The 26,443-nt window shown below is 70.9% G+C and carries 33 protein-coding genes; 6 read left to right on the top strand and 27 right to left on the bottom strand.

Annotated elements, in window-relative coordinates; genetic code table 11:
• Positions 1 to 3: 3 nt before the first annotated feature.
• The 9 genes from ASG45_RS10250 to rpsB form a co-directional block, all read right to left on the bottom strand.
• Positions 4 to 726: an alpha/beta hydrolase gene (locus ASG45_RS10250; RefSeq protein ID WP_055836718.1), complete on the bottom strand. Its 723-nt coding sequence runs from the start codon at positions 724 to 726 to the stop codon at positions 4 to 6.
• Positions 726 to 1,013, bottom strand: coding sequence for a hypothetical protein (locus ASG45_RS10245; RefSeq protein ID WP_055836713.1), 288 nt, complete (start codon positions 1,011 to 1,013; stop codon positions 726 to 728). Before ASG45_RS10245 ends, ASG45_RS10250 begins: the two co-directional genes overlap by 1 nt.
• A 9-nt stretch (positions 1,014 to 1,022) precedes the next feature.
• Entirely contained in the window at positions 1,023 to 1,727 is a 705-nt protein-coding gene (locus tag ASG45_RS10240; protein WP_235561599.1) for a transglycosylase SLT domain-containing protein, read from the bottom strand.
• A 49-nt stretch (positions 1,728 to 1,776) separates the two neighbouring features.
• Positions 1,777 to 2,352, bottom strand: coding sequence for a DivIVA domain-containing protein (locus ASG45_RS10235; RefSeq protein WP_055836710.1), 576 nt, complete (start codon positions 2,350 to 2,352; stop codon positions 1,777 to 1,779).
• Complete coding sequence (locus ASG45_RS10230) at positions 2,349 to 3,398, bottom strand: phosphatidate cytidylyltransferase (RefSeq protein WP_055836707.1); 1,050 nt, start codon at positions 3,396 to 3,398, stop codon at positions 2,349 to 2,351. Before ASG45_RS10230 ends, ASG45_RS10235 begins: the two co-directional genes overlap by 4 nt.
• 3 nt (positions 3,399 to 3,401) lie before the next feature.
• Positions 3,402 to 3,956 (bottom strand): ribosome recycling factor, encoded by a 555-nt coding sequence (frr, locus tag ASG45_RS10225; protein WP_055836704.1) that lies wholly within the window; start codon positions 3,954 to 3,956, stop codon positions 3,402 to 3,404.
• A 75-nt stretch (positions 3,957 to 4,031) separates the two neighbouring features.
• The gene (pyrH, locus tag ASG45_RS10220) at positions 4,032 to 4,751 is read right to left on the bottom strand and encodes a UMP kinase (protein WP_055836701.1); all 720 of its coding nucleotides are present in this window, start codon (positions 4,749 to 4,751) and stop codon (positions 4,032 to 4,034) included.
• A 116-nt stretch (positions 4,752 to 4,867) separates the two neighbouring features.
• Complete coding sequence (gene tsf / locus ASG45_RS10215) at positions 4,868 to 5,695, bottom strand: translation elongation factor Ts (protein ID WP_055836699.1); 828 nt, start codon at positions 5,693 to 5,695, stop codon at positions 4,868 to 4,870.
• 154 nt (positions 5,696 to 5,849) lie between these two features.
• A complete protein-coding gene (gene rpsB, locus ASG45_RS10210) occupies positions 5,850 to 6,779 on the bottom strand; it encodes a 30S ribosomal protein S2 (protein ID WP_055836696.1) in 930 nt (309 codons plus the stop codon).
• 314 nt (positions 6,780 to 7,093) lie between these two features.
• Between rpsB and ASG45_RS10205 the strand changes: the two genes are divergently transcribed.
• A complete protein-coding gene (locus ASG45_RS10205; RefSeq protein ID WP_055836693.1) occupies positions 7,094 to 7,594 on the top strand; it encodes a murein hydrolase activator EnvC family protein in 501 nt (166 codons plus the stop codon).
• A gap of 59 nt (positions 7,595 to 7,653) precedes the next feature.
• Here ASG45_RS10205 and ASG45_RS10200 read toward each other — a convergent pair whose 3' ends face one another.
• The 10 genes from ASG45_RS10200 to ASG45_RS10155 all read right to left on the bottom strand — a co-directional run bounded on the left by ASG45_RS10200 (position 7,654) and on the right by ASG45_RS10155 (position 15,660).
• Entirely contained in the window at positions 7,654 to 8,274 is a 621-nt protein-coding gene (locus ASG45_RS10200; RefSeq protein ID WP_055836689.1) for a DUF3060 domain-containing protein, read from the bottom strand.
• 269 nt (positions 8,275 to 8,543) lie between these two features.
• Positions 8,544 to 9,449 (bottom strand): tyrosine recombinase XerC, encoded by a 906-nt coding sequence (locus ASG45_RS10195; RefSeq protein WP_055836686.1) that lies wholly within the window; start codon positions 9,447 to 9,449, stop codon positions 8,544 to 8,546.
• A gap of 132 nt (positions 9,450 to 9,581) precedes the next feature.
• Positions 9,582 to 10,733 carry a DNA-processing protein DprA gene (dprA, locus tag ASG45_RS10190; protein ID WP_055836683.1) on the bottom strand — a complete coding sequence of 384 codons (1,152 nt, stop codon included), beginning with the start codon at positions 10,731 to 10,733 and terminating at the stop codon, positions 9,582 to 9,584.
• On the bottom strand, positions 10,730 to 12,253 hold the full coding sequence (locus ASG45_RS10185; RefSeq protein WP_055836680.1) for a YifB family Mg chelatase-like AAA ATPase: 1,524 nt from the start codon (positions 12,251 to 12,253) through the stop codon (positions 10,730 to 10,732). The genes dprA and ASG45_RS10185 overlap by 4 nt, the downstream gene beginning before the upstream one ends.
• Entirely contained in the window at positions 12,250 to 12,612 is a 363-nt protein-coding gene (locus tag ASG45_RS10180) for a YraN family protein (RefSeq protein ID WP_055836677.1), read from the bottom strand. Before ASG45_RS10180 ends, ASG45_RS10185 begins: the two co-directional genes overlap by 4 nt.
• 92 nt (positions 12,613 to 12,704) lie before the next feature.
• Positions 12,705 to 13,028 (bottom strand): DUF2469 family protein, encoded by a 324-nt coding sequence (locus ASG45_RS10175; RefSeq protein WP_055836674.1) that lies wholly within the window; start codon positions 13,026 to 13,028, stop codon positions 12,705 to 12,707.
• 89 nt (positions 13,029 to 13,117) lie between these two features.
• Entirely contained in the window at positions 13,118 to 13,777 is a 660-nt protein-coding gene (locus ASG45_RS10170; protein ID WP_055837870.1) for a ribonuclease HII, read from the bottom strand.
• The gene (gene lepB / locus ASG45_RS10165) at positions 13,768 to 14,517 is read right to left on the bottom strand and encodes a signal peptidase I (RefSeq protein WP_055836669.1); all 750 of its coding nucleotides are present in this window, start codon (positions 14,515 to 14,517) and stop codon (positions 13,768 to 13,770) included. Before lepB ends, ASG45_RS10170 begins: the two co-directional genes overlap by 10 nt.
• A 144-nt stretch (positions 14,518 to 14,661) precedes the next feature.
• Positions 14,662 to 15,009, bottom strand: a complete 348-nt coding sequence (gene rplS, locus ASG45_RS10160) for a 50S ribosomal protein L19 (RefSeq protein WP_055837868.1) — start codon at positions 15,007 to 15,009, stop codon at positions 14,662 to 14,664.
• 159 nt (positions 15,010 to 15,168) lie between these two features.
• Positions 15,169 to 15,660 carry a hypothetical protein gene (locus ASG45_RS10155; protein ID WP_055836667.1) on the bottom strand — a complete coding sequence of 164 codons (492 nt, stop codon included), beginning with the start codon at positions 15,658 to 15,660 and terminating at the stop codon, positions 15,169 to 15,171.
• Positions 15,661 to 15,768: 108 nt separating this feature from the next.
• Here ASG45_RS10155 and map point away from each other — a divergent pair, with 108 nt between their 5' ends.
• Entirely contained in the window at positions 15,769 to 16,551 is a 783-nt protein-coding gene (map, locus tag ASG45_RS10150; protein ID WP_055836664.1) for a type I methionyl aminopeptidase, read from the top strand.
• A gap of 139 nt (positions 16,552 to 16,690) precedes the next feature.
• Here map and trmD read toward each other — a convergent pair whose 3' ends face one another.
• The 4 genes from trmD to rpsP are packed head-to-tail and all read right to left on the bottom strand — an operon-like array spanning position 16,691 to position 18,699.
• Positions 16,691 to 17,380 carry a tRNA (guanosine(37)-N1)-methyltransferase TrmD gene (gene trmD / locus ASG45_RS10145; RefSeq protein ID WP_055836661.1) on the bottom strand — a complete coding sequence of 230 codons (690 nt, stop codon included), beginning with the start codon at positions 17,378 to 17,380 and terminating at the stop codon, positions 16,691 to 16,693.
• Between the two features lies 1 nt (position 17,381).
• A complete protein-coding gene (gene rimM / locus ASG45_RS10140; protein WP_055836658.1) occupies positions 17,382 to 18,050 on the bottom strand; it encodes a ribosome maturation factor RimM in 669 nt (222 codons plus the stop codon).
• Complete coding sequence (locus ASG45_RS10135) at positions 18,050 to 18,280, bottom strand: RNA-binding protein (protein WP_055836655.1); 231 nt, start codon at positions 18,278 to 18,280, stop codon at positions 18,050 to 18,052. The genes rimM and ASG45_RS10135 overlap by 1 nt, the downstream gene beginning before the upstream one ends.
• 5 nt (positions 18,281 to 18,285) lie before the next feature.
• A complete protein-coding gene (rpsP, locus tag ASG45_RS10130; protein ID WP_055836651.1) occupies positions 18,286 to 18,699 on the bottom strand; it encodes a 30S ribosomal protein S16 in 414 nt (137 codons plus the stop codon).
• A gap of 252 nt (positions 18,700 to 18,951) precedes the next feature.
• Here rpsP and ASG45_RS10125 point away from each other — a divergent pair, with 252 nt between their 5' ends.
• Together ASG45_RS10125 and ASG45_RS10120 are read left to right on the top strand one after the other, a co-directional pair.
• Positions 18,952 to 20,115 carry a glutamate--cysteine ligase gene (locus tag ASG45_RS10125; protein WP_055836648.1) on the top strand — a complete coding sequence of 388 codons (1,164 nt, stop codon included), beginning with the start codon at positions 18,952 to 18,954 and terminating at the stop codon, positions 20,113 to 20,115.
• Between the two features lie 46 nt (positions 20,116 to 20,161).
• Entirely contained in the window at positions 20,162 to 20,884 is a 723-nt protein-coding gene (locus ASG45_RS10120) for an SGNH/GDSL hydrolase family protein (RefSeq protein WP_055836646.1), read from the top strand.
• Positions 20,885 to 20,969: 85 nt separating this feature from the next.
• Here ASG45_RS10120 and ffh read toward each other — a convergent pair whose 3' ends face one another.
• Positions 20,970 to 22,514 carry a signal recognition particle protein gene (gene ffh / locus ASG45_RS10115; protein WP_055836644.1) on the bottom strand — a complete coding sequence of 515 codons (1,545 nt, stop codon included), beginning with the start codon at positions 22,512 to 22,514 and terminating at the stop codon, positions 20,970 to 20,972.
• 75 nt (positions 22,515 to 22,589) lie between these two features.
• Positions 22,590 to 23,138, bottom strand: a complete 549-nt coding sequence (locus ASG45_RS10110) for a TetR/AcrR family transcriptional regulator (protein ID WP_055836642.1) — start codon at positions 23,136 to 23,138, stop codon at positions 22,590 to 22,592.
• 63 nt (positions 23,139 to 23,201) lie between these two features.
• On the opposite strand from ASG45_RS10110, the gene lipB reads away from it, so the two are divergent.
• Together lipB and lipA are read left to right on the top strand one after the other, a co-directional pair.
• The gene (gene lipB / locus ASG45_RS10105) at positions 23,202 to 23,840 is read left to right on the top strand and encodes a lipoyl(octanoyl) transferase LipB (RefSeq protein WP_055836639.1); all 639 of its coding nucleotides are present in this window, start codon (positions 23,202 to 23,204) and stop codon (positions 23,838 to 23,840) included.
• Positions 23,837 to 24,871 (top strand): lipoyl synthase, encoded by a 1,035-nt coding sequence (gene lipA / locus ASG45_RS10100; RefSeq protein ID WP_200943410.1) that lies wholly within the window; start codon positions 23,837 to 23,839, stop codon positions 24,869 to 24,871. Before lipB ends, lipA begins: the two co-directional genes overlap by 4 nt.
• Before the next feature lie 120 nt (positions 24,872 to 24,991).
• Here lipA and ASG45_RS10095 read toward each other — a convergent pair whose 3' ends face one another.
• Together ASG45_RS10095 and ftsY are read right to left on the bottom strand one after the other, a co-directional pair.
• The gene (locus ASG45_RS10095) at positions 24,992 to 25,492 is read right to left on the bottom strand and encodes a DUF2004 domain-containing protein (RefSeq protein WP_055836636.1); all 501 of its coding nucleotides are present in this window, start codon (positions 25,490 to 25,492) and stop codon (positions 24,992 to 24,994) included.
• A 77-nt stretch (positions 25,493 to 25,569) separates the two neighbouring features.
• Positions 25,570 to 26,442, bottom strand: coding sequence for a signal recognition particle-docking protein FtsY (gene ftsY, locus ASG45_RS10090; protein WP_055836633.1), 873 nt, complete (start codon positions 26,440 to 26,442; stop codon positions 25,570 to 25,572).
• Between the last annotated feature and the right edge of the window lies 1 nt (position 26,443).

Genomic DNA, 26,443 nt, shown 5'->3' with positions numbered 1-26,443 from the left:
TCGTCAGCCGTCGAGGTCGCCGTCCCACTCCACGGGGAGCGGCAGCGCGTCGGGGTTCACGGCGGCGACGATCTCGGTGAGCACCCGACGGGTCTGGGTCTCGCCCACCCACAGATGCTTCCCGCCCTCGACGGCGATCAGGGTGGCATCCGGAACGGACGCGAATCGCTCCCGCGCCTCATCCGGTCGCAGGTAGTCGTCGAACTCGGGAACCAGCACGACCATGCGCCGCGCGTCGCCGGCCCACGCGGCGACCTCGTCGGCCGTCGCACGGTGCAGCGGCGGCGAGAGCAGGATGACGCCCTCGACGTCGTGATCGCGACCGTACTTCAGCGCCAGCTCGGTGCCGAACGACCACCCGACCAACCACGGTCGGGGAAGACCCCGCTCGCGTGCGAAGTCCACGGCTGCGGCGACGTCGAAGACCTCGCTCGCTCCCCCGTCGAAGGTGCCCTCGCTCGTCCCGCGGGGTGACGTGGTGCCGCGGGTGTTGAAGCGCAGCACCGCGAGGTCGGCCAGGGCCGGCAGTCGCCCCGCGGCCTTGCGCAGGATGTGCGAGTCCATGAAGCCGCCCGCCGTCGGCAGCGGATGCAGGGTCACCAGCGTCGCGACGGGTTCCCGCTCCAGCGGAAGAGCGAGTTCGCCGACGAGGGTGAGCTCGTCGACCGTCCGCAGCTCGATGTCCTCGCGACGGGCGGGGAGCAGAACGGGTCCGCGTATCTCCATCAGGCGATCCTCCAACAGTGCGTGTGCCAATGGCGTCGGGCGGCGAGGTCGGCGGCGTCGCCGAGCACGCCGTCGGCCCGCCAGACGACGAGGTGGGCGGTTCCGGCCACGACCGCGCGACCGCAGCCGGGGCAGACGTAGTCCTTCAGCGCTTGCGGTGCCGAGATCGGCTGCACGGTCCAGTCGATCCCGCGCTTGACCTCGGTGCGCTTCCACCCGGCGATCAGGCGATCGAGGGAATCCTCGCCGCGGCCGGGTTCCGGACGACGTTTACGGGAGCGGGGCATGGGCGCCGCTCACCACCAGTGGTTGCTGGTCCAGAACGCGTAGGCGCCGGCCCAGCTGCCGTACCGGCCCGTGGCGTACCCGGTGGCCCAGCGCAGGTTGTCGACCGGGTCGTAGCCGTTTCCGGGCACCTTGCTGCACGGCAGCGCCTGCACGAGACCGCACGCGCCCGAGGAGCGGTTGGTCGCGTTCGGGTTCCAGCCGCTCTCACGGCTGACGATGTAGTCGACGTAGCCCATGTCTGCGTCGGAGATGCCCGCCGCCGCCATCCACTCCCCCGGGGCACCGCCGCCGGAGTAGAACAGCGGTCCGGCGTCGCCCGCCGACGATCCCGACCCGCTCGACGGCGTGGGGGTCGGTGTCGGGGTCGGCTTCGGCTTGACGTAGACGTTGTAGCTCGAGCGATCGAGCACGGGAGCCTGCTTCTCGCCCGAGGTCGACACGGCCTGCGTGTCGCCGAGGCCCTCGGCGTACAGCGTGACCGTGCGGGGTTCGTCCGCCTGGGCCGGCGTCAGCGCCGCGCCCATCGGGCCGACGTACGCGGCGGCGAAGAGCACCGCGGCACACGAGGCGAAGACACCGACAACTCCGCGTCGGCGAGACCAGCGCGGCGCCGAACGACGCGGAAGCGCGGGCGGCACGACGTCGACGGACACCACGCCCCGGCGGGCGGCGCGGGACGAGGAGGCACGCGAGAGGTCTGAACCGGCAGTCACAGTGTGCTCGAGTCTACCGACGCCCGCGGGCGCGTGCCACGTGAACGGGTCATCCGACGGCGAGCATGACCTCGACGACGGCATCGAGCACGGCGTCGACCTGCGCCTCGCGGTATCCGCCGCGCTGCATGCGGAAGGCGACGGCGCGCACCTGCTCGGGCGTGACGGGGTGGCCCGCCGCCAGATACCCCGCGACTCGGTCGGCGACGACGTCGACCTCGTCGACGCGGTAGCCGTAACGGAGCAGGCCGACACGATCGAAGCGTTCGCCGCGCGGGCGACCCAGCCGATCGAGCACGACCTGGGCCGTGTCGCGGGTCTCGGCGACCCACGCCCGCGCGCCCAGCCGCGACAGGGCGAACTCCCGCTCGCGGGCGGCGAAGGCGTCCTCGACGCGTCCGAGCGCGGCGTCGACGGCGGCGACCGCGTAACCGCCGCGCACCAGGGGGAAGGCGGCGGCGCGGATCTCCGACGAGCGCAGCGCTCCCTCGGCATCCGCTTCGAACGCCTCGCGCGCTTGCGCGAGGAAGGCGTCGACGGCCCGCTTCTCGTAGCCCTTGGAGCGCCCGGAGGCCTCGGGGAACGGCGTCGCGCTCACTCGATCGTGGATCGGGGTCTCGGTCATGACACTCCCAGCGGGGCGAGCAGGTAGAACATCACCAGCGCGGCGGTGGCCGACGGCAGGATCGAGTCGAGGCGGTCGAGCACTCCCCCGTGGCCGGGGATCCACGAGCTCATGTCCTTGATGCCGAGGTCGCGCTTGAGCATCGACTCACCCAGGTCGCCGACCGTCGCCGTCGCCAGCACGACGGCGCCGAAGATGAGACCCGCCCACCACGGCACCTGCAGCATGAAGACGGCCAGCAGCGCCCCGGCGACGAGGGCGGCGACGCAGGCCCCGGCGAAGCCCTCCCAGGTCTTCTTCGGGCTGATGCGGGGGGCCATCGGATGCCGCCCGCCCCGCCCGAACGTCAAGCCCGACACGTATGCGCCGGTATCGGCGGCGACGGCCAGGATGAGGAACGCCAGCACCCACCACTCGCCGCGCGGCTGCGCGAGCAGGATCAGCGCGACGCTGGTGAGGAAGGGGACGTAGAGCTGCACGAAGCCGCCGACGAGAACGTCGCCGATCACCTCGATGGGCGCGCGACCGTCGCCCGAGAACAGCTGCGCGGTGAGGCGCCACACGATGACCACCACGACCGCGACCAGCGTGGCGACCCAGTGCACCCACGCGCCGAGGAAGAACCCGCTGAGCACGAGCAGGAAGCCCATGACGAGCTGGGGTACGACGTCGACGCGCCGCCCGGCCACCTGGAGCGCGCGCGAGAACTCGAGCACGCCCAGCACCATGGCCGCCGCGGCGAACAGCACGAAGAGCCACTTGACGAAGACCAGCGACGCGATCACGATCACGCCGATGCCCACGCCGATCAGGGTGGCGACGATGAGGTCGCGGCCCGTGCGCTGCTTGAGACGTTCGTTGGCCTGGTCGAACTCCGCGCGGGCATGCGCGATGTGCTGTTCGGCGTCGGTGCGCATCGCCCGCAGCTGCGACTCGATTGCGGTCACGCCCTCGCCCGTGATCGGCGAACGGCGCACCGGATCGGCCCGGCGAGCATCGGTCGGATCGACCGGATCGGTGTCGCCGGTCTCGGGCAGGTCGGTCATGACTCAGACCTCGAGGAGTTCGGCCTCTTTGCGCTTGAGAGCCTCGTCGATCTTGTCGACGTGCGTGCGCGTGAGGCCATCGAGGTCCTTCTCGGCGCGGACGAGCTCGTCTTCGCCGACATCGCTCTTCAGGGCGTCGAGGTCGTCCTTGGCCTTGCGGCGGAGGTTGCGCACCTGCACCTTGGCGTCTTCGCCCTTGCCGCGCACGATCTTGACGTACTCCTTGCGGCGGTCCTGGGTGAGCTCCGGCATGGTGATGCGCACGATCGTGCCGTCGTTCGTCGGGTTGACCCCGAGGTTCGGCATGTCGCGGATCGCCTGCTCGATCGCCTTCAGCGCCGACTTGTCGTAGGGATTCACCACGAGCGTGCGGGCCTCGGGGTTGTTCAGCGAGGCGAGCTGACCGAGAGGGGTGGGCGAGCCGTAGTAGTCGACCAGCACCTTCTGGAACATCTGGGGGTTCGCGCGTCCGGTACGGACGGTCGCGAAGTCCTCCTTGGCGGCCTCCACGGCACGATCCATGCGCGCTCCGGCATCGGCGAGGACATCGGCGATCACGGTGACTCCATTCGTTGGGACTGACTTCTCAGTCTAGCCGCGTGCGGACCCGGCTCCCCGGGCCCGCACGGCGCGTCATGTGGTGACCAGGGTGCCCATCGTCTCGCCGAGCAGCGCACGGGTGACGTTGCCGGCCGGCTCCATGCCGAACACGCGCATGTCGATGCCGTTGTCCATGCACAGGCTGAACGCCGTCGAGTCGACGACCTTCAGGCCCTTCTGCAGAGCGTCGCGGTAGGTGAGGTGATCGAGCTTGACGGCGTCGGCGTCGGTGCGCGGGTCGGCGGTGTAGACGCCGTCGACGCCGTTCTTGGCGACCAGCACCTCGATGGCGCCGATCTCGAGCGCGCGCTGGGCGGCGACGGTGTCGGTGGAGAAGTACGGCAGCCCCGCTCCCGCGCCGAAGATGACCACGCGACCCTTCTCGAGGTGACGCACGGCGCGACGCGGAATGTAGGGCTCGGCGACCTGCGTCATCGAGATGGCGGACTGCACGCGGGTGGCCGCTCCCGCCTGCTCGAGGAAGTCCTGCAGGGCGAGCGCGTTCATCACGGTGCCCAGCATGCCCATGTAGTCGGCGCGCCCGCGGTCCATGCCGCGCTGGCTCAGCTCGGCCCCGCGGAAGAAGTTGCCACCGCCGACCACGATCGCGATCTCGACCCGGTCGACCGCCTCGGCGATCTCGCGGGCGATCTGGCTCACGACGTCGGGATTCACGCCCAGTTGGCCCCCGCCGAATGCCTCCCCCGACAGCTTCAGCAGTACACGGCGGCGCTTGGTGGCTTCATCGATCACGTGTGGTGTCCTCTCGTCTTGAACAAACTAGCTCCCCGCCCGCGTCGACCGAAACGACCCCCGGGCAGGGAAAAGGCCCGGGATGCCATGGCATCCCGGGCCTCGTCATGCGTGGATTACGCGCCGACCTTGAAGCGGGCGAAGTCGGTCAGGGTGAGACCGGCGTCGGACGCGACCTTGGCGACGGACAGCTTGTTGTCCTTCGCGTAGTCCTGGTCGAGCAGCGAGACCTGCTTGAAGAACGCGTTGACACGGCCCTCGACGATCTTCGGAAGGGCGGCCTCGGGCTTGCCCTCGTTGCGGGAGATCTCGGTGACGATCTCGCGCTCCTTCTCGACGTCGGCCTCGGGCACGGCGTCGCGCGTGAGGTACGAGGGGTTGGCGAACGAGATGTGCTGCGCGATGGAGCGAGCGGTCTCGGCGTCGTCACCCGTGTAGGCCAGGACCACGCCGACCTGCGGGGGCAGGTCCTTGCTGGTCTTGTGCAGGTAGACCTCGAACTTGTCGCCCGAGAGGGTGCGCACGCGACGGAGCTCGACCTTCTCGCCGATGATCGCGGCCTCGTCCGAGATGAGCTGCTCGACGGTCTTGCCGTCGGCGTCGGCGGCCAGGGCGGCCTCCACCGAGTCGGCGCCGGCGGCGGATGCCGCGTCGACGACCTTGTCGGCCAGAGCGATGAAGCGCTCGTTCTTGGCGACGAAGTCGGTCTCGCAGGCGAGCTCGAGCAGCGTGACGGTGCCGTTGACCTCGCGCGCGGCGACGAGGCCCTCGCTGGTCGAACGGTCGGCGCGCTTGGCGTTGCCCTTGGCACCCTTGAGGCGCAGGATCTCGACGGCCTTCTCGACGTCGCCGTCAGCCTCTTCGAGCGCCTTCTTGGTGTCGACCATGCCCGTGCCGAGCTGCTCGCGCAGCGCCTTGATGTCGGCGATCGTGAAGTTTGCCATGGTGTGGCGGTCTCCTTGTCGTTTGCGTTCTAGATGTGAGCCCGGCGGGGCCGTGTCACCACCCTCGCGAAGAGGGGGCGGTCACGACCCCGCCGGATCGTAGCCTGTGCGGGTGACGCCCCGGCCACCCGAGGGTGACCGGGGGTCGCGCGGCTTACTTGCTGTCGGTGGCCTCGGCGTCGGCGACCTCGGTCGCGGTCTCGCCCGACGCGTCGGCGACGGCCTCGTCGTGAGCCTCGGCGCCCGCGGCGTCGTCAGCCGACTCGGTGGCGGCCTCGGTCGTCTCGGCGTCGGTCTCGGCCGCGGCCTCGTCGGACGTGCCCGAGGTGAGCAGCTCGCGCTCCCACTCGGCGAGCGGCTCGGCGGCCTCGGCCTCGGCCTCTCCGGCGGGCTGGTGGCGCTGGATCAGGCCCTCGGCGGCGGCGTCGGCGATGATGCGCGTGAGAAGGCTCACCGAGCGGATCGCGTCGTCGTTACCGGGGATCGGGTACTGGAACTCGTCGGGGTCGGCGTTCGTGTCGAGGATGCCGATGACGGGGATACCGAGCTTCTTGGCCTCGTCGACCGCGAGGTGCTCGCGCTTGGCGTCGACCACCCAGATGGCCGAGGGGGTCTTCTGCAGGTTGCGGATACCACCGAGCGACTTGTGCAGCTTGTCGAGCTCGCGCTTCTTGAGCAGCAGCTCCTTCTTGGTGAAGCCACTCTCGGCCGGGTTCTCGTAGTCGAGCTCTTCGAGCTCCTTCATACGGGCGAGGCGCTTCGACACCGTCTGGAAGTTGGTGAGGAGGCCACCGAGCCAGCGCTGGTTGACGTAGGGCTGGCCCACGCGCGTCGCCTGCTCGGCGAGGACTTCCTGCGCCTGCTTCTTGGTGCCGACGAAGAGGATGGTGCCGCCGTGCGCGACGGTCTCTTTGACGAACTCGTAAGCCTTGTCGATGTACCCGAGCGACTGCTGCAGGTCGATGATGTGGATGCCGGAGCGCTCGGTCAGGATGAAGCGCTTGACCTTCGGGTTCCACCGGCGGGTCTGGTGTCCGAAGTGAACGCCGCTGTCGAGCAGCTGGCGGATGGTGACGACGGCCATGGTCGTACTCCTGTTTCTGGGCGCTTTCGCGCCGTGGTTGTGGTTGTTCGCGTCGGACGATGCGTTCGACGAGCCTGGTGCCCGGCGCACACCCGCCATCCGCCGGAGCGGAGGACCATGGGGTGTGGATGCCGCGCGATGCGCTGCCCCGAGGGGCGGCGCGCTGCGCTGAGGGCACGCGGAGTCATCCCGACAAGCGAGATGCGTCCTCCAGCATACAGGACGCCTCCTCCCCACCGCGTGCATGAGAGGGACCGTCACCGTCACGCCCGATTCGCCCTCGAGGGCACGGAACGGGGCGGGAGACTTCGGCCATGCGACCCCGGCCCCTCGTCCTGCGCGCGCTCCGGTTCGCGATGATCCTCGCCCTGCTGCTCGCGGCGAACCCGACGGTCGGCGGCGATCCGCTCGCCGATCGGGGGTGGGTGTGGCCGGTGCAGACGGTGCAGCTCCTCCGCCCCTTCGAAGCCCCCGCCCACCGCTACGGTCCGGGCCACCGCGGAATCGACCTCGCAGCCCCCGAGCCGGTGCGCTCCCCCGCCGACGGTCGCATCGCCTTCGCCGGAGCGGTGGCCGGACGCCTCGTCGTCACCATCGACCACGGAGACGGTCTGGTCACGACCCTCGAGCCCGTGGCGACCGGCCTGGTCGCCGGTGACCGCATCGCCCGCGGAGCCGTCGTGGGCACCGTCGCCCCCGAAGGTCACACCCGGCCGCACACGCTGCACTTCGGCGTGCGGCTGGACGGCGAGTACATCAATCCGCTGCGTCTGCTGGGCGGCGTTCCGCGAGCGGTTCTGCTGCCCTGCTGCTGACGACGGGACCGGGCGGCGCGCTTCCGCGACGTCACCTGCTCGCTGCGGGCGGCCGGGCGTCAGCCGATCTGGTTACCGCGACCATCGACCGTGGTCTGGCCGACTCCCCCGCCGGCGCGGACGATGTTGTCCTGTCCGCGTACCGTGACCGATGAGACGGCACCACCGGCGTCGACGGTCGTGCGGTCGCCGCTGAGGTCGACGCTGCCGATGGCGCCGCCCGACGAGACAGCCGCATCGTTGCCCTGCACGACGAGCGCATCGATCGCCGACGCGGACACCCGGACGCGATCGCCCGAGACGCGCAGGGAACGGATCGTCGCGCCCGCGGCATCCACCGTCAGCGCGGACCCCGAGACGGTGAGTTCGGCGCAGGTGCCGACGACGCGGACCGTCTGTTCGGCGCCCGAGACGTTCTGCGAGCCTCCGTCGCCGCACGAGAGGGCATCGGGGTCCGACGCCGGCGTCGAGGGATCGGGCACGGGTGCGACCGTCGGCGCCGTGGTCGGGGGCGAGGTGACGACCGTCGGTGAGGGCGCGGCCGCGGTCGGAGGCGCGGAGGTGACGACCGCTCCCGGGGGGAGGCGCGTCTCTACGGGCGTCGGCTGCAGCGCGCACCCGGCGAGCGAGAGGACGAGCACGACGGCACCCGCCGCGGCGGAGACGGATCGGCGATTCACCCGGCTCACGCTACGTCCGCCGACGGGGCGAGCGCCAGCGGCTGGCCGCGCAGAGCGTGCATCGGGTCGCGGTATCGGGCCGTCACGCGGGGTCGGGCACGCGCGGGCCCACGCCGGACTGAGCCCGTGCACGCTTGAGCTCGCGCGGCCCGCGCCTACTCGACCCCGTTGCTGGTGGGGTGCGCTGATGCTCAGGCGATGGGATGCCCGGCGCGCGGATGCCATACGCCCCGGCTCCAAGCCCCCCGGCGGCTCAGGCCCGTGAATGCTCAGGCCCGCGGGTGCGCGAGCTTGTACGCCTCCCGCAGCCGTTCGCCCGAGACGTGGGTGTAGATCTGCGTGGTTCCGAGGCTGGCGTGTCCGAGGATCTCCTGCACCGCGCGCAGGTCGGCGCCCCCGTCGAGCAGGTGCGTCGCTGCGGAGTGGCGCAGCGCGTGGGGCCCCAGGGTCTCAGCGCCGACGACGGGGGCCACGGTGCGCGAGACGAGGGAGTGCACGGCCCGTGGGCCCAGGCGCCGCCCCTGCGCACCGAGGAACACCGCGCGTCCCGCGCCCCCCTCACCGCGCGCCGAGAGGACCGGGCGCGCGCGGACCAGGTAGGCGTCGAGGGAGAGGCCGGCGGGAACGCCGTAGGGCACGACGCGCTCCTTGTCGCCCTTCCCGCGCAGACGCAGGGTGCGACGCTCGGGGTCGATGTCGTCGAGGTCGAGACCGCAGATCTCCGACACGCGGGCGCCCGAGCCGTAGAGCATCTCGAGCAGGGCGTGGTCGCGCAGCGCCAGCGGATCGCCCTCGCGCGCGTTCTCGGCCGCCGTCGAGAGGACACCCTCGAGTGCCTGGGCAGTGGCGACGGCCGGCAGCGTGCGACCGCGCTTGGGGGCGACGAGGCGCTGCGCCGGGTCGCCGTCGATCAGCCCCGCATCCTTCGCCCAGGCGAGGAACCCGCGAACCGCCGACGTCCGCCGCGCCGCGGTGGCCTTCGACAGCCCCGATCTGGACGCTTCCCACTGCCACTCGCGGAGGTCCTCGACGCCGAGCGCCGCGACGTCCGGATCGCCGGTCGCCCCCGTGAGGTCGGCCAGGTCGGCCCGATACGCGCGCACCGTCGCCGACGAGAGCCGGCGCACGTCGGAGAGGTGGGTGAGATACCCCTCGACGGCTTCCGACACACGCACGGCTCCACCCTGCCCGCCACGCACGGCGGAGCCCGACACGACGCGCGCTCAGACCGCGATCGGACCGAACGGACGACCGAAGGCGCTCACGCGGCCACGCGCCGAGCATCGGGCACCCCGCCGCCCTCCCTCTCATCGCGCGCCGTGCATCAGGAGCCAGTCCCCCTCGCTGTCGCGCATCGCCCGCCCCTCGAGCTCGGCGAAGCCCAGGAGCGCGACGGCGTGCGAGGGCGCCAGCCCACTCCGCCGCGCGACCTCGTCGGTCGGCCGCGCCGACCGCGCGGAGAGGGCGTCCATGATCCGGGTGCTCTCGTCGGTACGCCCCTCGTCGGCCGATGTGCCCGCTCCCGCGCCGCCGAGCATCTCGCGCACGTCGGCAGCCGAGGTCACGCACACTCCGTCGTACTCGCGCAGGATGCGGTGGCAGCCGGCCGAGGCCGCACTCGTCACCGGCCCGGGTACCGCCCCCAGGGTGCGACCGAGCGTCGCCGCATGTGCAGCCGTGTTGAGCGAGCCGCTGCGCCACCCGGCCTCGACGATGACCACGGCATCGGCGAACCCCGCGATCAGCCTGTTCCTCGCGAGAAACCTCCATTTCGTCGGTGCGGCTCCGCACGGTGTCTCGCTCCACACCCCACCCGACGCGGCGATCGTCGTCAGCAGGGCTTCGTGCCCGCGCGGATACGAACGGTCGACGCCTCCGGCGAGGAAGGCGCTCGTCGTTCCCGCGGTGCTCAACGCGGCGCGGTGGGCCGCGCCGTCGATTCCGTACGCCGCTCCCGACACCACCGTGACGCCGTCCGCAGCGAGCTCGGCGGCGAGGTCGGCAGCGATCCCCTCGCCGTAGGCCGTCGAGGCGCGCGCCCCGACAAGGGCGACGACGGGCCCGACGGGAGCCGCAGATCGGCCCCGCCGCCACAGAGCCACCGGGGCATGGGCACCGAGGTCGTCGAGCTTCACCGGCCAGTCCTCGTCGCCCGGCACGACGAGGTCGACCGCCGCCCGACGGGCCGACTCCAGCGCGGCGGTGATCGAATCGGGCTGCAGGCGCGGCAGCCACCGTGCGCGCGCGTCCCCGAGTTCCGCCCCCTCTCCGCGCGAGACGAGACGGAGCGCGTCGACCGGCCCGTGCGCCGCGATCAGGGCCCCGGCCACCCCGTCGCCGGGCTCGAGCAGAACGCTCCAGATCGCGCGGGCGTAGGCCGAGCCCTCGTCGCCCTCGGCGCGCCGGAGCCCGCGGAGGGCGCGGCGCGCGGCCGGTGCCTCGAGATCGGGGAGGTTCACGCGCTCATCCCCCGCCGCAGGTACAGCGCTCGACCCACGTCGTCGGGCTGCAACCGCTCATGACCGGCGATGTCGGCGACGGTCCACGCCACCCGCAGCAGCCGGTCGTAGCCGCGCAGGGTCAGCGCCCCACGCCGCAGTGCCGCGTCGAGCGGGCTCAGCACGGCGGGCGACGGTGCCGCGGGGCCGCGCAACCAGGTCCCCGGCACGTCGGCGTTTCGACGCCACGGGGTTGCGGCCCACCGGACCGCCGCGTGTTCTCGCGCCCGCGCGACGGTCTCGCGCGCCTGCGCGGTGGTCACCGTCCGCGTGTCGCTCTCGCGTCGCGCGGCCGATACGCGCTGGAGGCGCAGGTCGATGTCGATCCGGTCGAGGAGGGGACCCGACAGTCGACGCGTGTACCGCCGGATCGCCTGCGGGGCGCACTCGCACCTTCCCCCGGCCACCCCGTACTGACCGCACGGGCAGGGGTTCGTCGCGACCACGAGTTGGAAACGCGCGGGATAGGTGGCGGCCACCCCCGATCGGTGCACCTGGATGACGCCGCTCTCGAGCGGTTGGCGCAGGGCGTCGAGGACCGCCGCCGGGAACTCACCACCCTCGTCGAGGAACAGCACCCCGTCGCTGGCGCGGGCGATGGCGCCCGGGCGTACCACGCCCGACCCTCCCCCGATCAGGGCGGCGGCCGTCGCGCCGTGGTGAGGGCTCTCGAACGGCGGTGTCCGCGACAACCGGGTCACCGTCTCGCCCGACAGGGAGCGCACCGACGCCACCGACAGCGCGGCGTCGTCGTCGAGCGGGGGCAGGATGCCGGGGAGCCGACGCGCCAGCATGGTCTTGCCCGCGCCCGGGGGCCCGCTCATCAGCATGTGGTGGCCGCCGGCCGCCGCCACGACGAGCGCGTCGACGGCATCGGCCTGCCCGACGACGTCGGCGAGTTCGTGGCTCTCATCGGAGGAGTCGTCGACCGTCGGAGCCGTGACGGGGTCCAGCTCCACGGCGTCGGTCGCCCCTCCGTGCCAGCGCACGACCTCGGCCAGGCAGGTGGCGGCGAACACCTCGACCCCCTCGACGAGGGCGGCCTCGGCCGCATTGGCCGCGGGGACCACGACCCGTGCGTGCCCCGCGCGGCGGGCAGCGACCACCGCGGGAAGAATGCCCGGCACCGGGCGCAGCCGCCCGTCGAGTCCCAGCTCGCCGATGTGCACGGTGGCGGCGACGCGGGCGGCATCCATGCGCGTGGTCGTCGCCAGCGCGGCCACGGCGATGGCAACGTCGAACCCCGACCCGCGTTTGGGAAGACTCGCCGGCGAGAGGTTCACGGTGATCCGCCGCTTCGGCAGATCGAGACCACGATTGGCGCAGGCGTTGCGCACCCGGCGTCCTGCTTCGCCGAGGGACTTGTCGGGGAGTCCGATGATGGCGAACTCCGGCGTCTGCGACGACACGTCGGCCTCGACCTCGACGGGGTCTCCGCGCAGGCCCGTCAGCGCCACGGCCCACGTGCGCGCCACGCTCACAGGGCGTCCTCGAGGTGCTCGAGGCGGGCCGTCGCCGGATCGTCCCCCACGAGGGCGATCGCGTCGATGCGCAGATGGCGGCCGCGTGCCGCGTCGGGGTGAGCGGCGATCCACGCCATGGCCAACCGCCACAGGCGAGCCGCCTTGCGCGCGTCGATCGCCTCGAACGGGTGACCGAAGTCCTCGCTCCGGCGGGTCTTCACCTCGACCACGACGAGAGTGCGCCCGTGCTCGGCGACGATGTCGAGCTCGCCCTGTGCGCACCGCCAGTTCCGCGCCAGTATCCGGTAACCGTCACCCGTCAAGAAGGCGACGGCGCGTTCTTCCCCGGCTCGGCCGAGGTCGTCTTTCGCTGCCATGCCCGAGAGCGTGGCATCCGGCTCACCCCGTCCGCGGCGTCGAAACCGTCATCGGTGGAGAGCCCGAGAGATCGGGCCGCTGTGGAGGAGCGTCAGTTGTCGAGCGACAGCTCGTCGGGCAGCTGGAAGTCATGGCGCGAGAGCTCTTCGACGTTGACGTCCTTGAAGGTCAGCACCCGCACCGACTTCACGAACCGGTCGGCGCGGTAGATGTCCCACACCCACACGTCGGTCATCGAGATCTCGAAGTAGAAGTCGTGCTCGGTGTCGCGGCGCACGACATTGACGTCGTTGGCCAGGTAGAACCGTCGCTCGGTCTCGATCACGTAGGTGAACTGGCGCACGACATCGCGGTACTCGCGGTAAAGGGCCAGTTCGAGTTCGCGGTCGTAGTCCTCGAAGACGTCGTCATCCATGGTTCTCCCATCCTAGGCGGGCGTCGGGCGCCGAGCCGCACGCGGGCGCGCTCCCGGGCGCGTCCCTCGGCGTCGTCGGATCGGCGTCGTCAGAACAGCGTGGGCGCCGCGGCGATCGCCCACGAATGCCGGTGGTGCTCGCTCATGCCGTGCACGGCGATGGCGTCGCGGTGATCGAGGCTCGCGTACCCCTTGTTGCGCGCCCACCCGTAGGCGGGCAGGTCGTCGTGCAGACCGACCATCAGCGTGTCCCGGGCGACCTTGGCGATGACGGATGCCGCGGCCGCACTCGCGCAGTCGCGGTCGGCCTTGATGATCGGGCGCACCGTCAGCCCCGACTCGCCCGCCGGGGTGATGTAGTCGTGGTTGCCGTCGAGGATCACGAGCGCTTCTTCGGGCACGACGCCGTGGGCGCGCAGGTCGGCGATCGCCCGGACCGCCGCGAGCCCGAGGGCACGGATGATGCCGATCTCATCGACCTCGACGGAGCTCGCCCACCCGACGGCGCTGTGCTGCACGAACGCCGCCGCCCGCGCGGCGACCTCGGGGCGACGGGCCTCGGGTACGAGCTTGGAGTCGCGCAGCCCCATCGGCACGCGCTTGCGTGAACGGGCCGGGTCGACCACCGCCGCGCCGACCGCCACCGGTCCCGCCAGCGCCCCGCGACCCACTTCGTCGCAGGCGATGACGATCGCGTGCTCCTTGAGCAGGCGACGCTCGAGCGTGAGGGTGGGCTCGATCACGGCGATCCCGGCGCGGGGACCCCCGCGAACACCTCGTGGTGGAAGTCGACGAGGCCGAACCGGTCGAGCGGCCACGTCTTGAGGAAGGCGCGCCCGACGACGTTGTCGACGGGAACGAAGCCCAGCCCGGGCTGATCCTGGTTGAAGCGCGAGTCGCGCGAACTGTTGCGGTTGTCGCCGAGCACCCAGAGCGAGCCCTCGGGCACCGTGATGTCGTAGGGAACCGGCTCGGGAGCCGTGGCGCCGGGCGCGAGGCGCACGTAGCTCTCGTCGAGCGGCACGCCGTTGACGGTGGTCTGCCCGAGCGCGTTGCAGCAGACGACGTGGTCGCCGGCGGTGCCGATCACGCGCTTGATCAGGTGGTCGTCGCTGTCGGGCGCCGACAGGCCGAACAGCGAGAGCGCCCAGTCGACGCCCTCGACGAGCGGCGACCGCGGAGCGGCCGGTGTGGTGTCGAGCCATCCGCCCGGGTCGCGGAACACGACGACGTCGCCGCGCGAGTACTCGCCGAAACGGGGGGTCAGCTCATCGACCAGAATCCGGTCGTTGATCATCAGCGTGTTCTCCATCGACGCCGACGGGATGTAGAACGACCGAACCACGAACGTCTTGACCAGGAACGACACGACAAGCGCGATGAGCACGATGACCACGAGGTCGCGGAAGAACAGTCCCCACCCGCGACGACGCCGACCGTCGGAACGGGATGCCATGGCATCCGGGGTCGAGGCGGTCTGGTCGTTCATGTGTTCCTTCACCGGGTCCGCCGCACACCGGAGAACCGCACGGACAAGGGTCGCACATCGGGGCCCCGACGGATGACCGACGCCGCCGCGAAAACGCCGAACGCCCCGTGGGTGAAATCCACGGGGCGTTCGAGGGGAGCGGACTCAGCGGTCGCGCTTCTCCTTGATCTTGGCCTTCTTGCCACGGAGGCTGCGCAGGTAGTAGAGCTTGGCGCGACGGACGTCACCGCGGGTGACGACCTCGATGTGGTCGATCACCGGGCTGTGGACGGGGAACGTGCGCTCCACGCCGACCTGGAAGCTGACCTTGCGGACGCAGAACGTCTCGCGGACGCCATCGCCCGAGCGGCCGATGACGACGCCCTGGAAGACCTGGACACGCGAGCGCGTGCCTTCGGTGATGTTGACGTGCACCTTGACGGTGTCGCCGGGGGCGAAGACGGGGATGTCGGACCGCAGCGAGGCTGCGTCGACGGAGTCGAGGATCTGCATGATCTTCACTTCCTGCGACCGCCACAGGTCGATCGCACGATAAAAGGGGAAAAGGTGAGGCGTGCCCGAAGCCGCGGATGCGGCGGACTCCCCTGAGGCAGAGCCGGTCAGGGCACAAACGCCTATTCTGCCACGGACACCGAGCGCGGCAAAACCGGCTCAGTCGGGACGGCGCGTTTCGGAGACGACGATCACGTCGTCCGCGGGCTGGGTCGCCGGGCGTTCCTGCGCCGGCGGGATGTAGGCCGTGCCGTCGGTGGCGTGCAGCACGGTGACCGCGCCCCGCGCTTCGTTCCACAACTGCGCCAGCGACGACCAGAACAGCAGCAGCGCACCGACGACCGACAGCACCAGCAGCGGGAAGAACACGCGCGAGTCGAAGAAGCCCAGCGCGACGATCACCACGTGCCACAGCCCCAGGCCCGCCACATCGCGCCACGACACCGCGCGCGACTCGCGCACGCTCGCACGTCCGCGGATGAGCAGTGACAGCAGCACCTGCGAGACGAAGACGGCCGGCAGGGCGACGAACAGCCACAGCAGAGCCCACCCGCTTCCGCCCGAGAAGACGATCCATCCGACGAACAGCCAGAGCGGCAGGACGAAGGCGGCCGGGAACAACCAGCCGAGGAAGAGTCTGCGCAGCGCCATGGACCGATGCTACGGCGCGGGAATGTGCGCTGCCTATGAGAACCCTCTGCCCGTCTCGGCGCGAGGGCGCCGCGTCGGGGAGAATGGATGTTCCACGAGAGGAACACCATGATCGAACTTCGCACCCCGGCCGAGATCGAAGCGATGCGTCCGGCGGGCCGCTTCGTCGCGGAGGTGCTCGCGACCCTGCGCGACGAGACCAAGGTGGGCACGAACCTGCTGCACCTGGATCGCCGCGCCCACGACATGATCCGCGCCGCCGGTGCCGAGTCCTGCTACATCGACTACCACCCCTCGTTCGGCGCGAGCCCGTTCGGCAAGGTGCTGTGCACCTCGATCAACGACGCCGTGCTGCACGGCCTCCCCCACGACTACGTCCTGCGCGACGGCGACCTCGTCTCGCTGGACTTCGCGGCGTCGGTCGACGGCTGGGTCGCCGACTCGGCCGTGTCGTTCGTGGTCGGCACGGCCCGCGAGGAGGACCTGGCGCTCATCGACACCTCGGAGCGCGCTCTGGCCGCCGCGATCGACGCCGCGACCGTCGGCCACAAGATCGGCGACATCTCGGCGGCCATCGCCGCGGTCGCCCACGCCGAGGGCCTGAGCATCAACACCGACTTCGGCGGTCACGGCGTCGGACGCACGATGCACGGCGATCCGCACGTCGCCAACGACGGCAAGGCAGGACGCGGCTACCCGCTGCGTGCGGGCCTCGTCGTGGCGCTCGAGCCGTGGTTCCTGCACACGACCGACGAGCTGGTCACCGACCCCGACGGCTGGACGCTGCGCAGCGCCGACGGCTCGCGCGGGTCGCACTCCGAGCACACGGTCGCGATCACCGCCGACGGCCCGATCGTGCTCACGGACCGTTCGTTCCTCGGCGTCGACTGACACGCGATCGACGGATGCCGCGGCCTCGGGGTCGCGGCATCCGTCATTCACAGGGCAGGCCGGTGCCGAGCGCGGGGCGCACCCGATGCGGACTCCCCCTCCGCCCCGGGCCGCGAGGCGTACACCCGGGGCGGCGGGGTCAGTCGGCGAGCAGGTCGGGCCGGCGCTGTCGCGTGCGCTCGAGCTGCTGCTCGCGTCGCCACGAGCCCACCGCACCGTGGTTGCCGCTGAGCAGCACCGGGGGCACCTCGCGCTCGCGCCACACCGCGGGCTTGGTGAACGACGGATACTCGAGCAGCCCGTCTTCGTGGGACTCCTCGACGAGGCTCTCGGGGTTGCCGACGACGCCGGGCACGAGGCGGCCGATGGCCTCGACCATCGCCATCACGGCGACCTCTCCCCCGTTGAGCACGTAGTCGCCCAGGCTGATGAGACGCACCTCGCCGAGTTCGGCGGCGTAGTCGAAGACGCGCTCGTCGATGCCCTCGTAGCGACCGCATCCGAAGACGAGGTGCGGGGCGGTCGACAGCTCGCGCGCGGTGGCCTGCGAGAACCGCTCGCCGGCGGGCGACGGGAAGACGATCACGGGCCGCTCGGGCGCATCGCGGGTGACGTCGTCGAGCGCCTCGCCCCAGGGTTCGGGCTTCATGACCATGCCGGCGCCGCCCCCGTAGGGCGTGTCGTCGACCGTGCGGTGACGGTCGTGCGTGTAGTCGCGCAGATCGTGCACGCGCACGTCGAGCAGACCGCTCTGACGGGCCTTGCCCAGCAGCGACACCTCGAGCGCGTCGAAGATCGTCGGGAAGATCGACACGATGTCGATGCGCACGTCAGTCCTCGCGCGCGTCGGTGGCCTCGTCGGCGTCGGGCGTCTCGTCGACGTGCGCCTCGAGGTCGGCGGCGTCCGGCTCGGGCTCGTCGCCCTCGACCGACGGAAGCTCTTCGAAGAGACCGGCCGGGGGCGTGACGACCACGCGACCGGCGGCGATGTCGACTTCGGGAACGATCGCGCTCACGAACGGAACGAGGACCTCGCGCTCGTCGCCGCTCAGGCGGACGATGAGCAGGTCCTGCGCGGGGAAGTGATCGACCCGCACCACGCGACCGATGATGTCGCCGTCACGCACCACGTCGAGACCGACCAGCTGGTGGTCGTACCAGGCGTCGTCTTCGGTGGGGGCGGTCTCGGAGTCCTGGTCGATCCACAGGATGGCCTTGACCAGCGCCTCGGCGGCGTTGCGGTCGTCGACACCTTCGAAGAAGGCGACGGGGTGCGAGTTCATCCACCGGAACTCGCGAACGGTCAGTTCGCGGCCGTGCCACGGCGACGACTCGGGCACCTGCAGAGTGAAGGTGCTGCCCGGGACGAAGCGCCCGTCGGGGTCGTCGGTGTAGAGCTCCAGCTTGAAGGCGCCTTTGAGGCCGTGGGCCTTGACCAGGCGCCCGACGCGGAGCTGGGTCTTGGCGGGCTGGGAGCCCGCGGTGTCGTCGGCCGCCATCAGTCGTCGGCGACGTCGACGCGAACGCGACGCCCGTCGGCGAGGGCGGACACGACGGTGCGCAGTGCTCTGGCGGTGCGTCCGCCGCGCCCGATCACGCGACCCCGGTCATCGGGGTGAACGTGAACCTCCAGCACATCGCCGCGGGGCGAGGTGCTGGAACGGATGGTCACGGCGTCCGGGTGATCGACGATCCCCTTGACGACGTGTTCGAGCGCGGCAGACAGCACGGGAATTACTCGGCCGAGGTCTCGGCGGCGTCGGCGGATGCCTCGGCGGGGGCCTCGGCAGCCTTCTTCTCGGCCTTGGGCTTGACGACCGACTTCTTGGCGGCGTCGGGCTGGAAGGGCGCCTTGGGCTCGCGCACCTTGACGGTGGACACGGCGTTGGCGTCGCCCTTGAACTTGCCCCAGTCGCCCGTGAGCTTGAGGATGGCGGCGACCTGCTCGGTGGGCTGGGCGCCGACCGACAGCCAGTACTGCGCGCGCTCCGAGTCGACCTCGATGAACGAGGGCTCCTCGGTCGGGTGGTACTTGCCGATCTCTTCGATGACACGACCGTCGCGCTTGGTGCGCGAGTCGGCGACGACGATGCGGTAGTAGGGCGCGCGGATCTTTCCGAGGCGCTTGAGACGGATCTTGACAGCCACGATGACTCCTGATGATGGAAAACGAACGAACCGAACGCCTGGAGCGTGGGGTGCACACCCGGCGGAAGCTCAAAAGGGCGGACCGACACTGGATAGAGGGTCGAGTGGTGGGTCCGACCCTCTATTCTGCCAGATCCGTCGCCCCACCCGCGACAGCGACGTCGAATGACACGCCGCGACGCGCCGGAGTCGGCGTAACACGGCGTTTCCACCGGCGCGATCCACCGCATGCCGCATGCGAGACTGAGCCGCATGAGGCTGCCGTTCGCTGCATCGACGCGCTCGTCCGTGGGGCTGGAGTGGGAGCTCATGCTCGCCGACCGCGAGACGGGCGACCTGGTCCCCCGTGCCCCCGAGATCCTCGAACGCCTCGAGGACCGCACCGCGCTCGAGCGCTTCACCGTCACGGGTGAGCTGCTGACGAACACCGTCGAGGTCACCAGCGGCGTGGGCGACACCGTCGCCGGCGCCGTCGACGACATCGCCGATGCGATCGGCGCTCTTCGCGAAGAGACCGAGCCGCTCGGCGTCGAGCTGCTGTGCGCCGGGAGCCACCCCTTCGCGCAGTGGTTCGACCAGCAGGTCAGTGACAAGACGCGCTACCACTCGCTCATCGAGCGCACGCAGTGGTGGGGCCGCAACATGATGATCTGGGGTGTGCACGTGCACATCGGCGTCGACGACGTCGAGAAGGTCGTGCCGATCGTCAACGCCCTCACCGTCTACCTCCCGCACCTGCAGGCCCTCTCGGCATCCAGCCCGTTCTGGGCGGGCGAGCGCACGGGGTACGCCTCGAACCGCGCCCTCGTGTTCCAGCAGCTGCCCACGGCGGGTCTGCCCTGGCAGCTCGAGACCTGGGGCGACTTCGAGCGCTACCTCGACGACATGGTGCGCACCGGGGTCATGGCGGATGCCAGTGAGGTGCGTTGGGACATCCGTCCGGCGCCCAAGTGGGGCACCGTCGAGATCCGCGCGTGCGACGGGATGTCGACCCTGCCCGAGCTCGCCGCGGTCGCCGCCCTCGCACAGACGCTCGTGGAGCACTTCTCGCGCCTGATCGACGAGGGCCGCGAGCTTCCCGGCATCCCGCCCTGGTACGCCCGCGAGAACAAGTGGCGCGCGGCCCGCTACGGTCTGGACGCGCGGGTCATCGTGGATCGCGACGGCACGCAGCTGCCGGTGGTCGACCACCTGCGTTCGACGATGCAGGAGCTCGCCGAGGTCGCGGCCGAGCTGCACTGCGCGCGCGAGTTCGCCGGGCTCGAGACGATCCTCGCCACCGGCGGCAGCTCCGCTCGCCAGGTCGCGGTGGCCGAGGCCGCCGACGGCGATCTGCGCGAGGTCGTGCACCACCTGATCCGCGAGTTCCGCGCGGGACCCACCCTGCGCGAGCACCTCGCCTCGCTGCGGGTGTGAGCGGGCTCGGCGCCCCTTCATAGGGTCGCCCTCATAGGATCGCTCCATGATGCGCGGGCGTTCTCTGGTGGTCACGACGGCGATCGCCGTGGGCCTGGGCGTGCTCCTCACCGCCTGCGCCGCCGAGACGTCGACCGCTCGGCCCGAGCCGACGTTCGCCGATCCGGTGCTGCGCCCCTCCCCCACAGCGATCCCCTCGTCGACGCCCGCGCCCCTGCGCGTGGTGACGGTGGGCGATTCCCTCATGTCGGGGTTCGGGCTGGAACCGGAGCAGGCGTGGCCGGTGCTGCTCGGCACGCGCGCGCACCTGAACCTCACCAACCTCGCCTGCGCGGGAGCGGGCTTCGTCGTCACGGGCGACTGCGGGGTGCCCTTCTCGGGGCTCGCGCCCGCCGTCGCCGCCCTGCACCCACAGCTGATCGTCGTGGAATCCTCGAGCAACGACTTCTGGGAGGACGGCGACGAGATCCGCGACGACACCGCCGACACCATCGAGCTGCTGCGCGAGGCGGCACCCGACGCGCGCATCGTCGGACTCAGCACCATCTGGAACGACGAAGCCGACGTCCCCGACGACACCGCCGTCACCTCGCAGGCCCTGAGAGACGCCATCGACGACGCCGGGGGGACCTTCGTCGATGTCGGTCAGCCGCTCGTCGGGCACCCCGAATGGATGCAGCCCGACGACGTGCACCCGACGCCGCGGGGTCAGCGCGCGATCGAGCAGACGGTCATGTCGGCACTGCAAGACGCCGACGTGCTGCCCTGACCCGACGACCCGGGCGCGGCGTCAGCCGCGACCGCGCAGCTCTCGTCGCGGGGTCAGCCGCGACCGAGCAGCTTTCGTCGCGGGGTCAGCCCCGACCGAGCATCTTCTGAAGCTCGGCGAGGTCGGCCTCGCTCGGCGCGGCCTGGCCGCCCAGACCGAAGCCCGAACCGGTCGGAGCGGTCGCCTCGGCGACCCCGGCGTTCTCGGCCGCGCGCTTGGCCGGGTTGCCCGAGCGCGAGCCCTTCGCCTTCTGCTGCTTGCCGCGTTTCGACGAGGCGCCGGGCTTTCCGCCGACGGGACCCATGCCGGGGATGTTGGGCACACCGCCCCGTGCGACGGTCTTCATCATCTTGGCTGCCTGGTCGAAGCGCTGCACGAGCTGGTTGACGTCGGTCACCGTCATGCCCGAACCGCGAGCGATGCGCAGGCGACGCGAGCCGTTGAGGATCTTGGGGTTGCGACGCTCGCCGAGCGTCATCGAGCGGATGATGGCCTCGGTGCGATCGATCTCGCGCTCGTCGAAGTCTTCGAGCTGTTGCTTCATGTTGCCCATGCCCGGGAGCATCCCGAGCATCTTCTTCATGGAGCCCATCTTCTTCATCTGCTGCATCTGCTGCAGGAAGTCTTCGAGCGTGAACGTCTCGGTCGCGAGCTTCTCGGCGACCGCCATCGCCTCGGCCTCGTCGAACGCGGACTGCGCCTGCTCGATCAGGGTGAGGATGTCACCGAGGTCGAGGATGCGCGACGCCATGCGGTCGGGGTGGAACGGCTCGACGTCGTCGAGACCCTCACCCGTCGACGCGAAGATGATCGGCCGACCGGTGATCGAGGCCACCGACAGGGCCGCACCACCGCGGGCGTCGCCGTCGAGCTTCGACAGCACGACGCCGGTGAAGTCGACGCCGTCCTGGAACGCCTTGGCCGTGTTGACGGCATCCTGGCCGATCATGGCGTCGATGACGAAGAGCACCTCGTCGGGCTGGGTCGCCGTGCGGATGTCGGCGGCCTGCTTCATCAGCTCGGCGTCGACGCCGAGGCGGCCGGCGGTGTCGATGATGACGATGTCGTGCTGCTGGCGCGTGGCGTAGGCGACGCCGTCGCGGGCGACCTTCACGGGATCGCCGACGCCGTTGCCCGGCTCGGGGGCGTAGATGGCGGCACCGGCGCGCTCGGCGACGACCTGCAGCTGGTTGACGGCGTTGGGACGCTGGAGGTCGCAGGCGACCAGCAGCGGGGTGTGCCCGTCTTTCTCGAGCATCTTGGCGAGCTTGCCGGCGAAGGTCGTCTTACCGGAGCCCTGGAGGCCCGCGAGCATGATGACGGTCGGGGGGTTCTTCGCGAACTGCAGCCGTCGCTGCTGACCGCCCAGGATGCCGACGAGCTCGTCGTTCACGATCTGCACGACCTGCTGCGCAGGGTTCAGCGCGCGGTTGACCTCGTCGCCGAGGGCGCGTTCGCGCACCGCCGCCGTGAACTCCTTGACCACGGGCAGCGCCACGTCGGCGTCGAGCAGGGCCCGGCGGATCTCGCGCACGGTCCCGTCGACGTCGGCGGGTGTGAGCTGGCCCTTCTTCCGGAGGTTGCGGAAGGTCTCTGTGAGCCGGTCGGAGAGGGTGCCGAAAGTCGCCATGATGAGACGAGTTTACGCGGGTGGCGCGAAAGGCGCTGCCGTCCCGCGTGGCCCGTGGCCTCGGCGCCGCCGGGCTCAGGCGAGAGCGAGGGCCGCCGTGAGCATGTCACGGAGCGCCGGCCCGGTTGCGGTGCGGTCCGCCCACGCCCAGACGGCAGCCAGAACCGCCGCCGAGAGGGCTCCCCCGCGCACCTCGGCCGAGAGCTCCGGCATCCCGTCCCGCACGAACCGCGCCGCGAGATCCCGCTGCAGCCGGAACTGCCGGATGGCGCGATCGCGGTCGAGCTCGGCGGCGATGCCCATGGCGTCGGCGTTCGTGATCGCCAGGGCGAGGGCGTCGGGAGCGAACCCCTCTCCGATGCGGATCAGGGTCTCATCGATCGCCGACCCCGTGCGCAGGTGCCGCTGGGCGGCATCCACACGCTCATCGAACCCCGACCACAGCACGTCGCTCTTCGCGGCGAAGTAATTGAAGAAGCTGGAACGACTGACGCCGACCCGGCGGGTGATGTCGGACACCGAGGTGGCGTCGTAGCCGCGCTCGAGGAACAGCTCGCACGCGGCTTCGGCCAGCACCTCTTGCGACGAGGCGCGGGGGCGTCCGCTGCGGGGCTCGGGGGTCACCGCTTCAGCCTAGGCGGCTCGTCGCATGTATTCTTGGACGCAATCCAACATTGGGAGCGGTCGATGATCGACATCCACCACGCGGGGCTCTCCCCGCACTACGTGCCCTATCTCGACGGCTGGGCCCACCAGCGGGCGATCCACGCGGACGTGGTCGCCGGCACCCGGCCCGACACCCTGCTGCTCCTCGAACACGAGGCCGTCTACACGGCCGGCAAGCGCACCGAGGCCCACGAGCGGCCCGACGACGGCACCCCGGTCGTCGACGTCGACCGCGGGGGAAAGATCACCTGGCACGGACCGGGCCAACTGGTGGGCTACCCCATCGTGCGTCTGCCCGAGCCGATCGACGTGGTCGCCCACGTGCGGCGACTGGAAGCACTGCTCATCTCGGCTCTCACCGAGCACGGGGTCGACGGCTTCCGCATCGAGGGACGCAGCGGCGTCTGGGTCCGGCGCCCCCTCGGCGTCGACAAGGTCGCGGCGATCGGAGTCCGCGTCGAAAGAGGTGCGACCATGCACGGCTTCGCCGTCAACTGCGACAACTCCCTCGCCGGCTTCCGGCGCATCGTCCCGTGCGGGATCTCGGATGCCGGGGTCACGACCGTGAGCGAGGTGATCGGCCGCGACGTCTCCCCCGCCGATCTCGCCCCGGCGATCGAGCGCGCGTTCCGCGCCGAGTACGCGGCGGTGGCCGCGTGAGCGCCTGCGGAACCGGAGCGGCCGGGGCCCCGGCATCCACCGCTCCGAACGGACGCAAGCTCCTGCGTCTCGAGGTGCGCAACGCCGAGACCCCGATCGAGCGCAAGCCCGAGTGGATCAAGACCAAGGCCCGGATGGGGCCCGAGTACACGGCGCTTCAGAACCTCGTGAAGACCGAGGAACTGCACACGGTGTGTCAGGAGGCCGGCTGCCCCAACATCTTCGAGTGCTGGGAGGACCGCGAGGCGACCTTCCTCATCGGCGGATCGCAGTGCACGCGGCGCTGCGACTTCTGCCAGATCGACACGGGCAAGCCCGCCGACTACGACACCGACGAACCGCGCCGTGTCGCCGAGAGCGTGACGCGGATGCAGCTGCGCTACGCCACCGTCACGGGCGTCGCCCGCGACGACCTGCCCGACGAGGGCGCGTGGCTGCACGCCGAGACCGTGCGACGCATCCACGCCGAGAACCCGGGCACGGGCGTCGAGATCCTGGCCACCGACTTCTCGGGCAACATCTCGCACCTCGACGAGGTCTTCTCGTCGCGGCCCGAGGTGTTCGCGCACAACGTCGAGACGGTGCCCCGCATCTTCAAGCGCATCCGTCCCGCGTTCCGGTACGAGCGCTCGCTCGGCGTGCTGACCGCCGCGCGCGAGGCCGGCCTCATCACCAAGTCGAACCTCATCCTCGGGATGGGCGAGGAGCCCGCGGAGGTCGTGCAGGCGCTCGAAGACCTGCGCGCGGCCGGCACCGACATCATCACCATCACGCAGTACCTGCGCCCCACGCCCCGGCACCTTCCCGTGCAGCGCTGGGTGAAGCCCGCCGAGTTCGTGGAGTTCAAGCAAGAGGCCGAGCGCATCGGCTTCCTGGGCGTGCTGGCCGGTCCCTTGGTGCGCTCGTCGTACCGCGCGGGGCGCCTGTGGGCGCAGTCGATGGTGTCGATGGGCCGCGAGATCCCGCCGCACCTTGCCCACCTCGCGAAGGACATCGCCGCCGCCGACGCCGGTTTCGCGCAGGCCGTCTGACGCGGTTCGTCGGCGGCGGCGGCCGTCTCGTCGCCACGGCGGCAGACGGCAGCCGTCGTTCTCGCACGTCCGCGCGGGCATTCACCCGCGTCGTGAGCCCGGCCGTCTCGGGCTCGGGCCTCAGTCGGCGCTGGTGACCGACTGCACCTGACCGTCGGAGCCCAGGTTCACCAGCAGGGCATCGTCGGTGGCGTCGGGATCGAGGGCGTACTCGAGCACCGCGAAGGGGTCGGCTCCCCCGTGCTCGTCGACGAGGATCGTCATGCTCATCAGCTGCAGCGCCTTGATGACGTCGATGTGCGTGTCACCGGTCACGTCGGTGAGGAAGTCCTCGAGCTCGTCACCGAGGGTGGCCTGCTGCTGCAGGATGTACTCCGTCACCTCGCTCGTGCGGGTGTCGAGCTCGTTCACCATGGCGTTGCGCGCCACGAGGTCGATTGCCTCGAGCGTGGAGATGAGCGAGGCCGCGACATCGAGCGCGTCGACCGAGACGTCGTCCTGGTCGGGGGCGGTCAAGTCGACCGTGACGCTCTGATCGCCGAACTCCACGTTCTCCGACCAGAAGATCGAACCGTCGGGACCCGACTCGAGGAGTCCGAAGAAATCGTGCTCGATGGCCATGAGTCCATGTAAGCAGTCAGCCCCGACTTCGGGAAGGCGACCCGCCTGGGGCGCCGACTGCGATAAGGGTCCCGCAATCAGTCGACGAGCGAGGCCGCGAACACGTGCGGGGTGAAACCGGTCAGGTCGTTGATGCCCTCGCCTTGGCCGAGCAGCTTGACGGGGATGCCGGTGAGTTCCTGCACGGCGAGCACGAAGCCGCCCTTCGCCGACCCGTCGAGCTTGGTGAGCACGAGGCCGGTGACCCCGGCACTGTCGAGGAAGGCCTGCGCCTGCATCAGTCCGTTCTGGCCGGTCGTGGCATCCAGCACCAGGAGGACCTCGCTGATGGGCGCCTGCTTCTCGACGACGCGCTTGATCTTTCCGAGCTCGTCCATGAGCCCGCCCTTGGTGTGCAGGCGCCCCGCGGTGTCGATGAGCACGATCTCGGTGCCGGTCTCTTTCGCGTGGGCGACGGTCTGGAAGGCGACGGATGCCGGGTCCTGGCCCTCGTGCTGCGGGCGCACGATCGTCGCGCCGCCGCGCTCGGCCCAGGTGGCAAGCTGGTCGACGGCTGCCGCGCGGAACGTGTCGGCGGCACCCACCACGACCGTCCGGCCGTAGCGCTGCAGGAACTTCGCGAACTTGCCGATCGTGGTCGTCTTGCCCACGCCGTTCACCCCGACCACGAGCACCACGGCCGGCCGCTCGGTGAGTCGCAGGGTGGTGTCGAACTTCGCGAAGTGCTCCTCGAGCGTCTCGCGCAGCATGCGCTGCAGATCGCGCGGATCGGTCGTGCGGAAGCGCTCGACCTTCTCGCGCAGTTCGTCGATCAGGCGCTCGGTCACGTCGGGGCCGAAATCGGCGGTCAACAGCGCCGTCTCGAGGTCGTCCCACGTCGTCTCGTCGATCGTGGGTTTGACGAAGAGTCCGCGCAGCGCGCGACCCAGCGACCAGGAGTTCTCAGCCATT

It is taken from the genome of Microbacterium sp. Leaf436, assembly GCF_001424715.1.
Classification (GTDB): domain Bacteria; phylum Actinomycetota; class Actinomycetes; order Actinomycetales; family Microbacteriaceae; genus Microbacterium.
The sequence above is the reverse complement of the archived record's forward strand: the minus strand, read 5'-3'. Positions and strand labels throughout refer to the sequence as shown.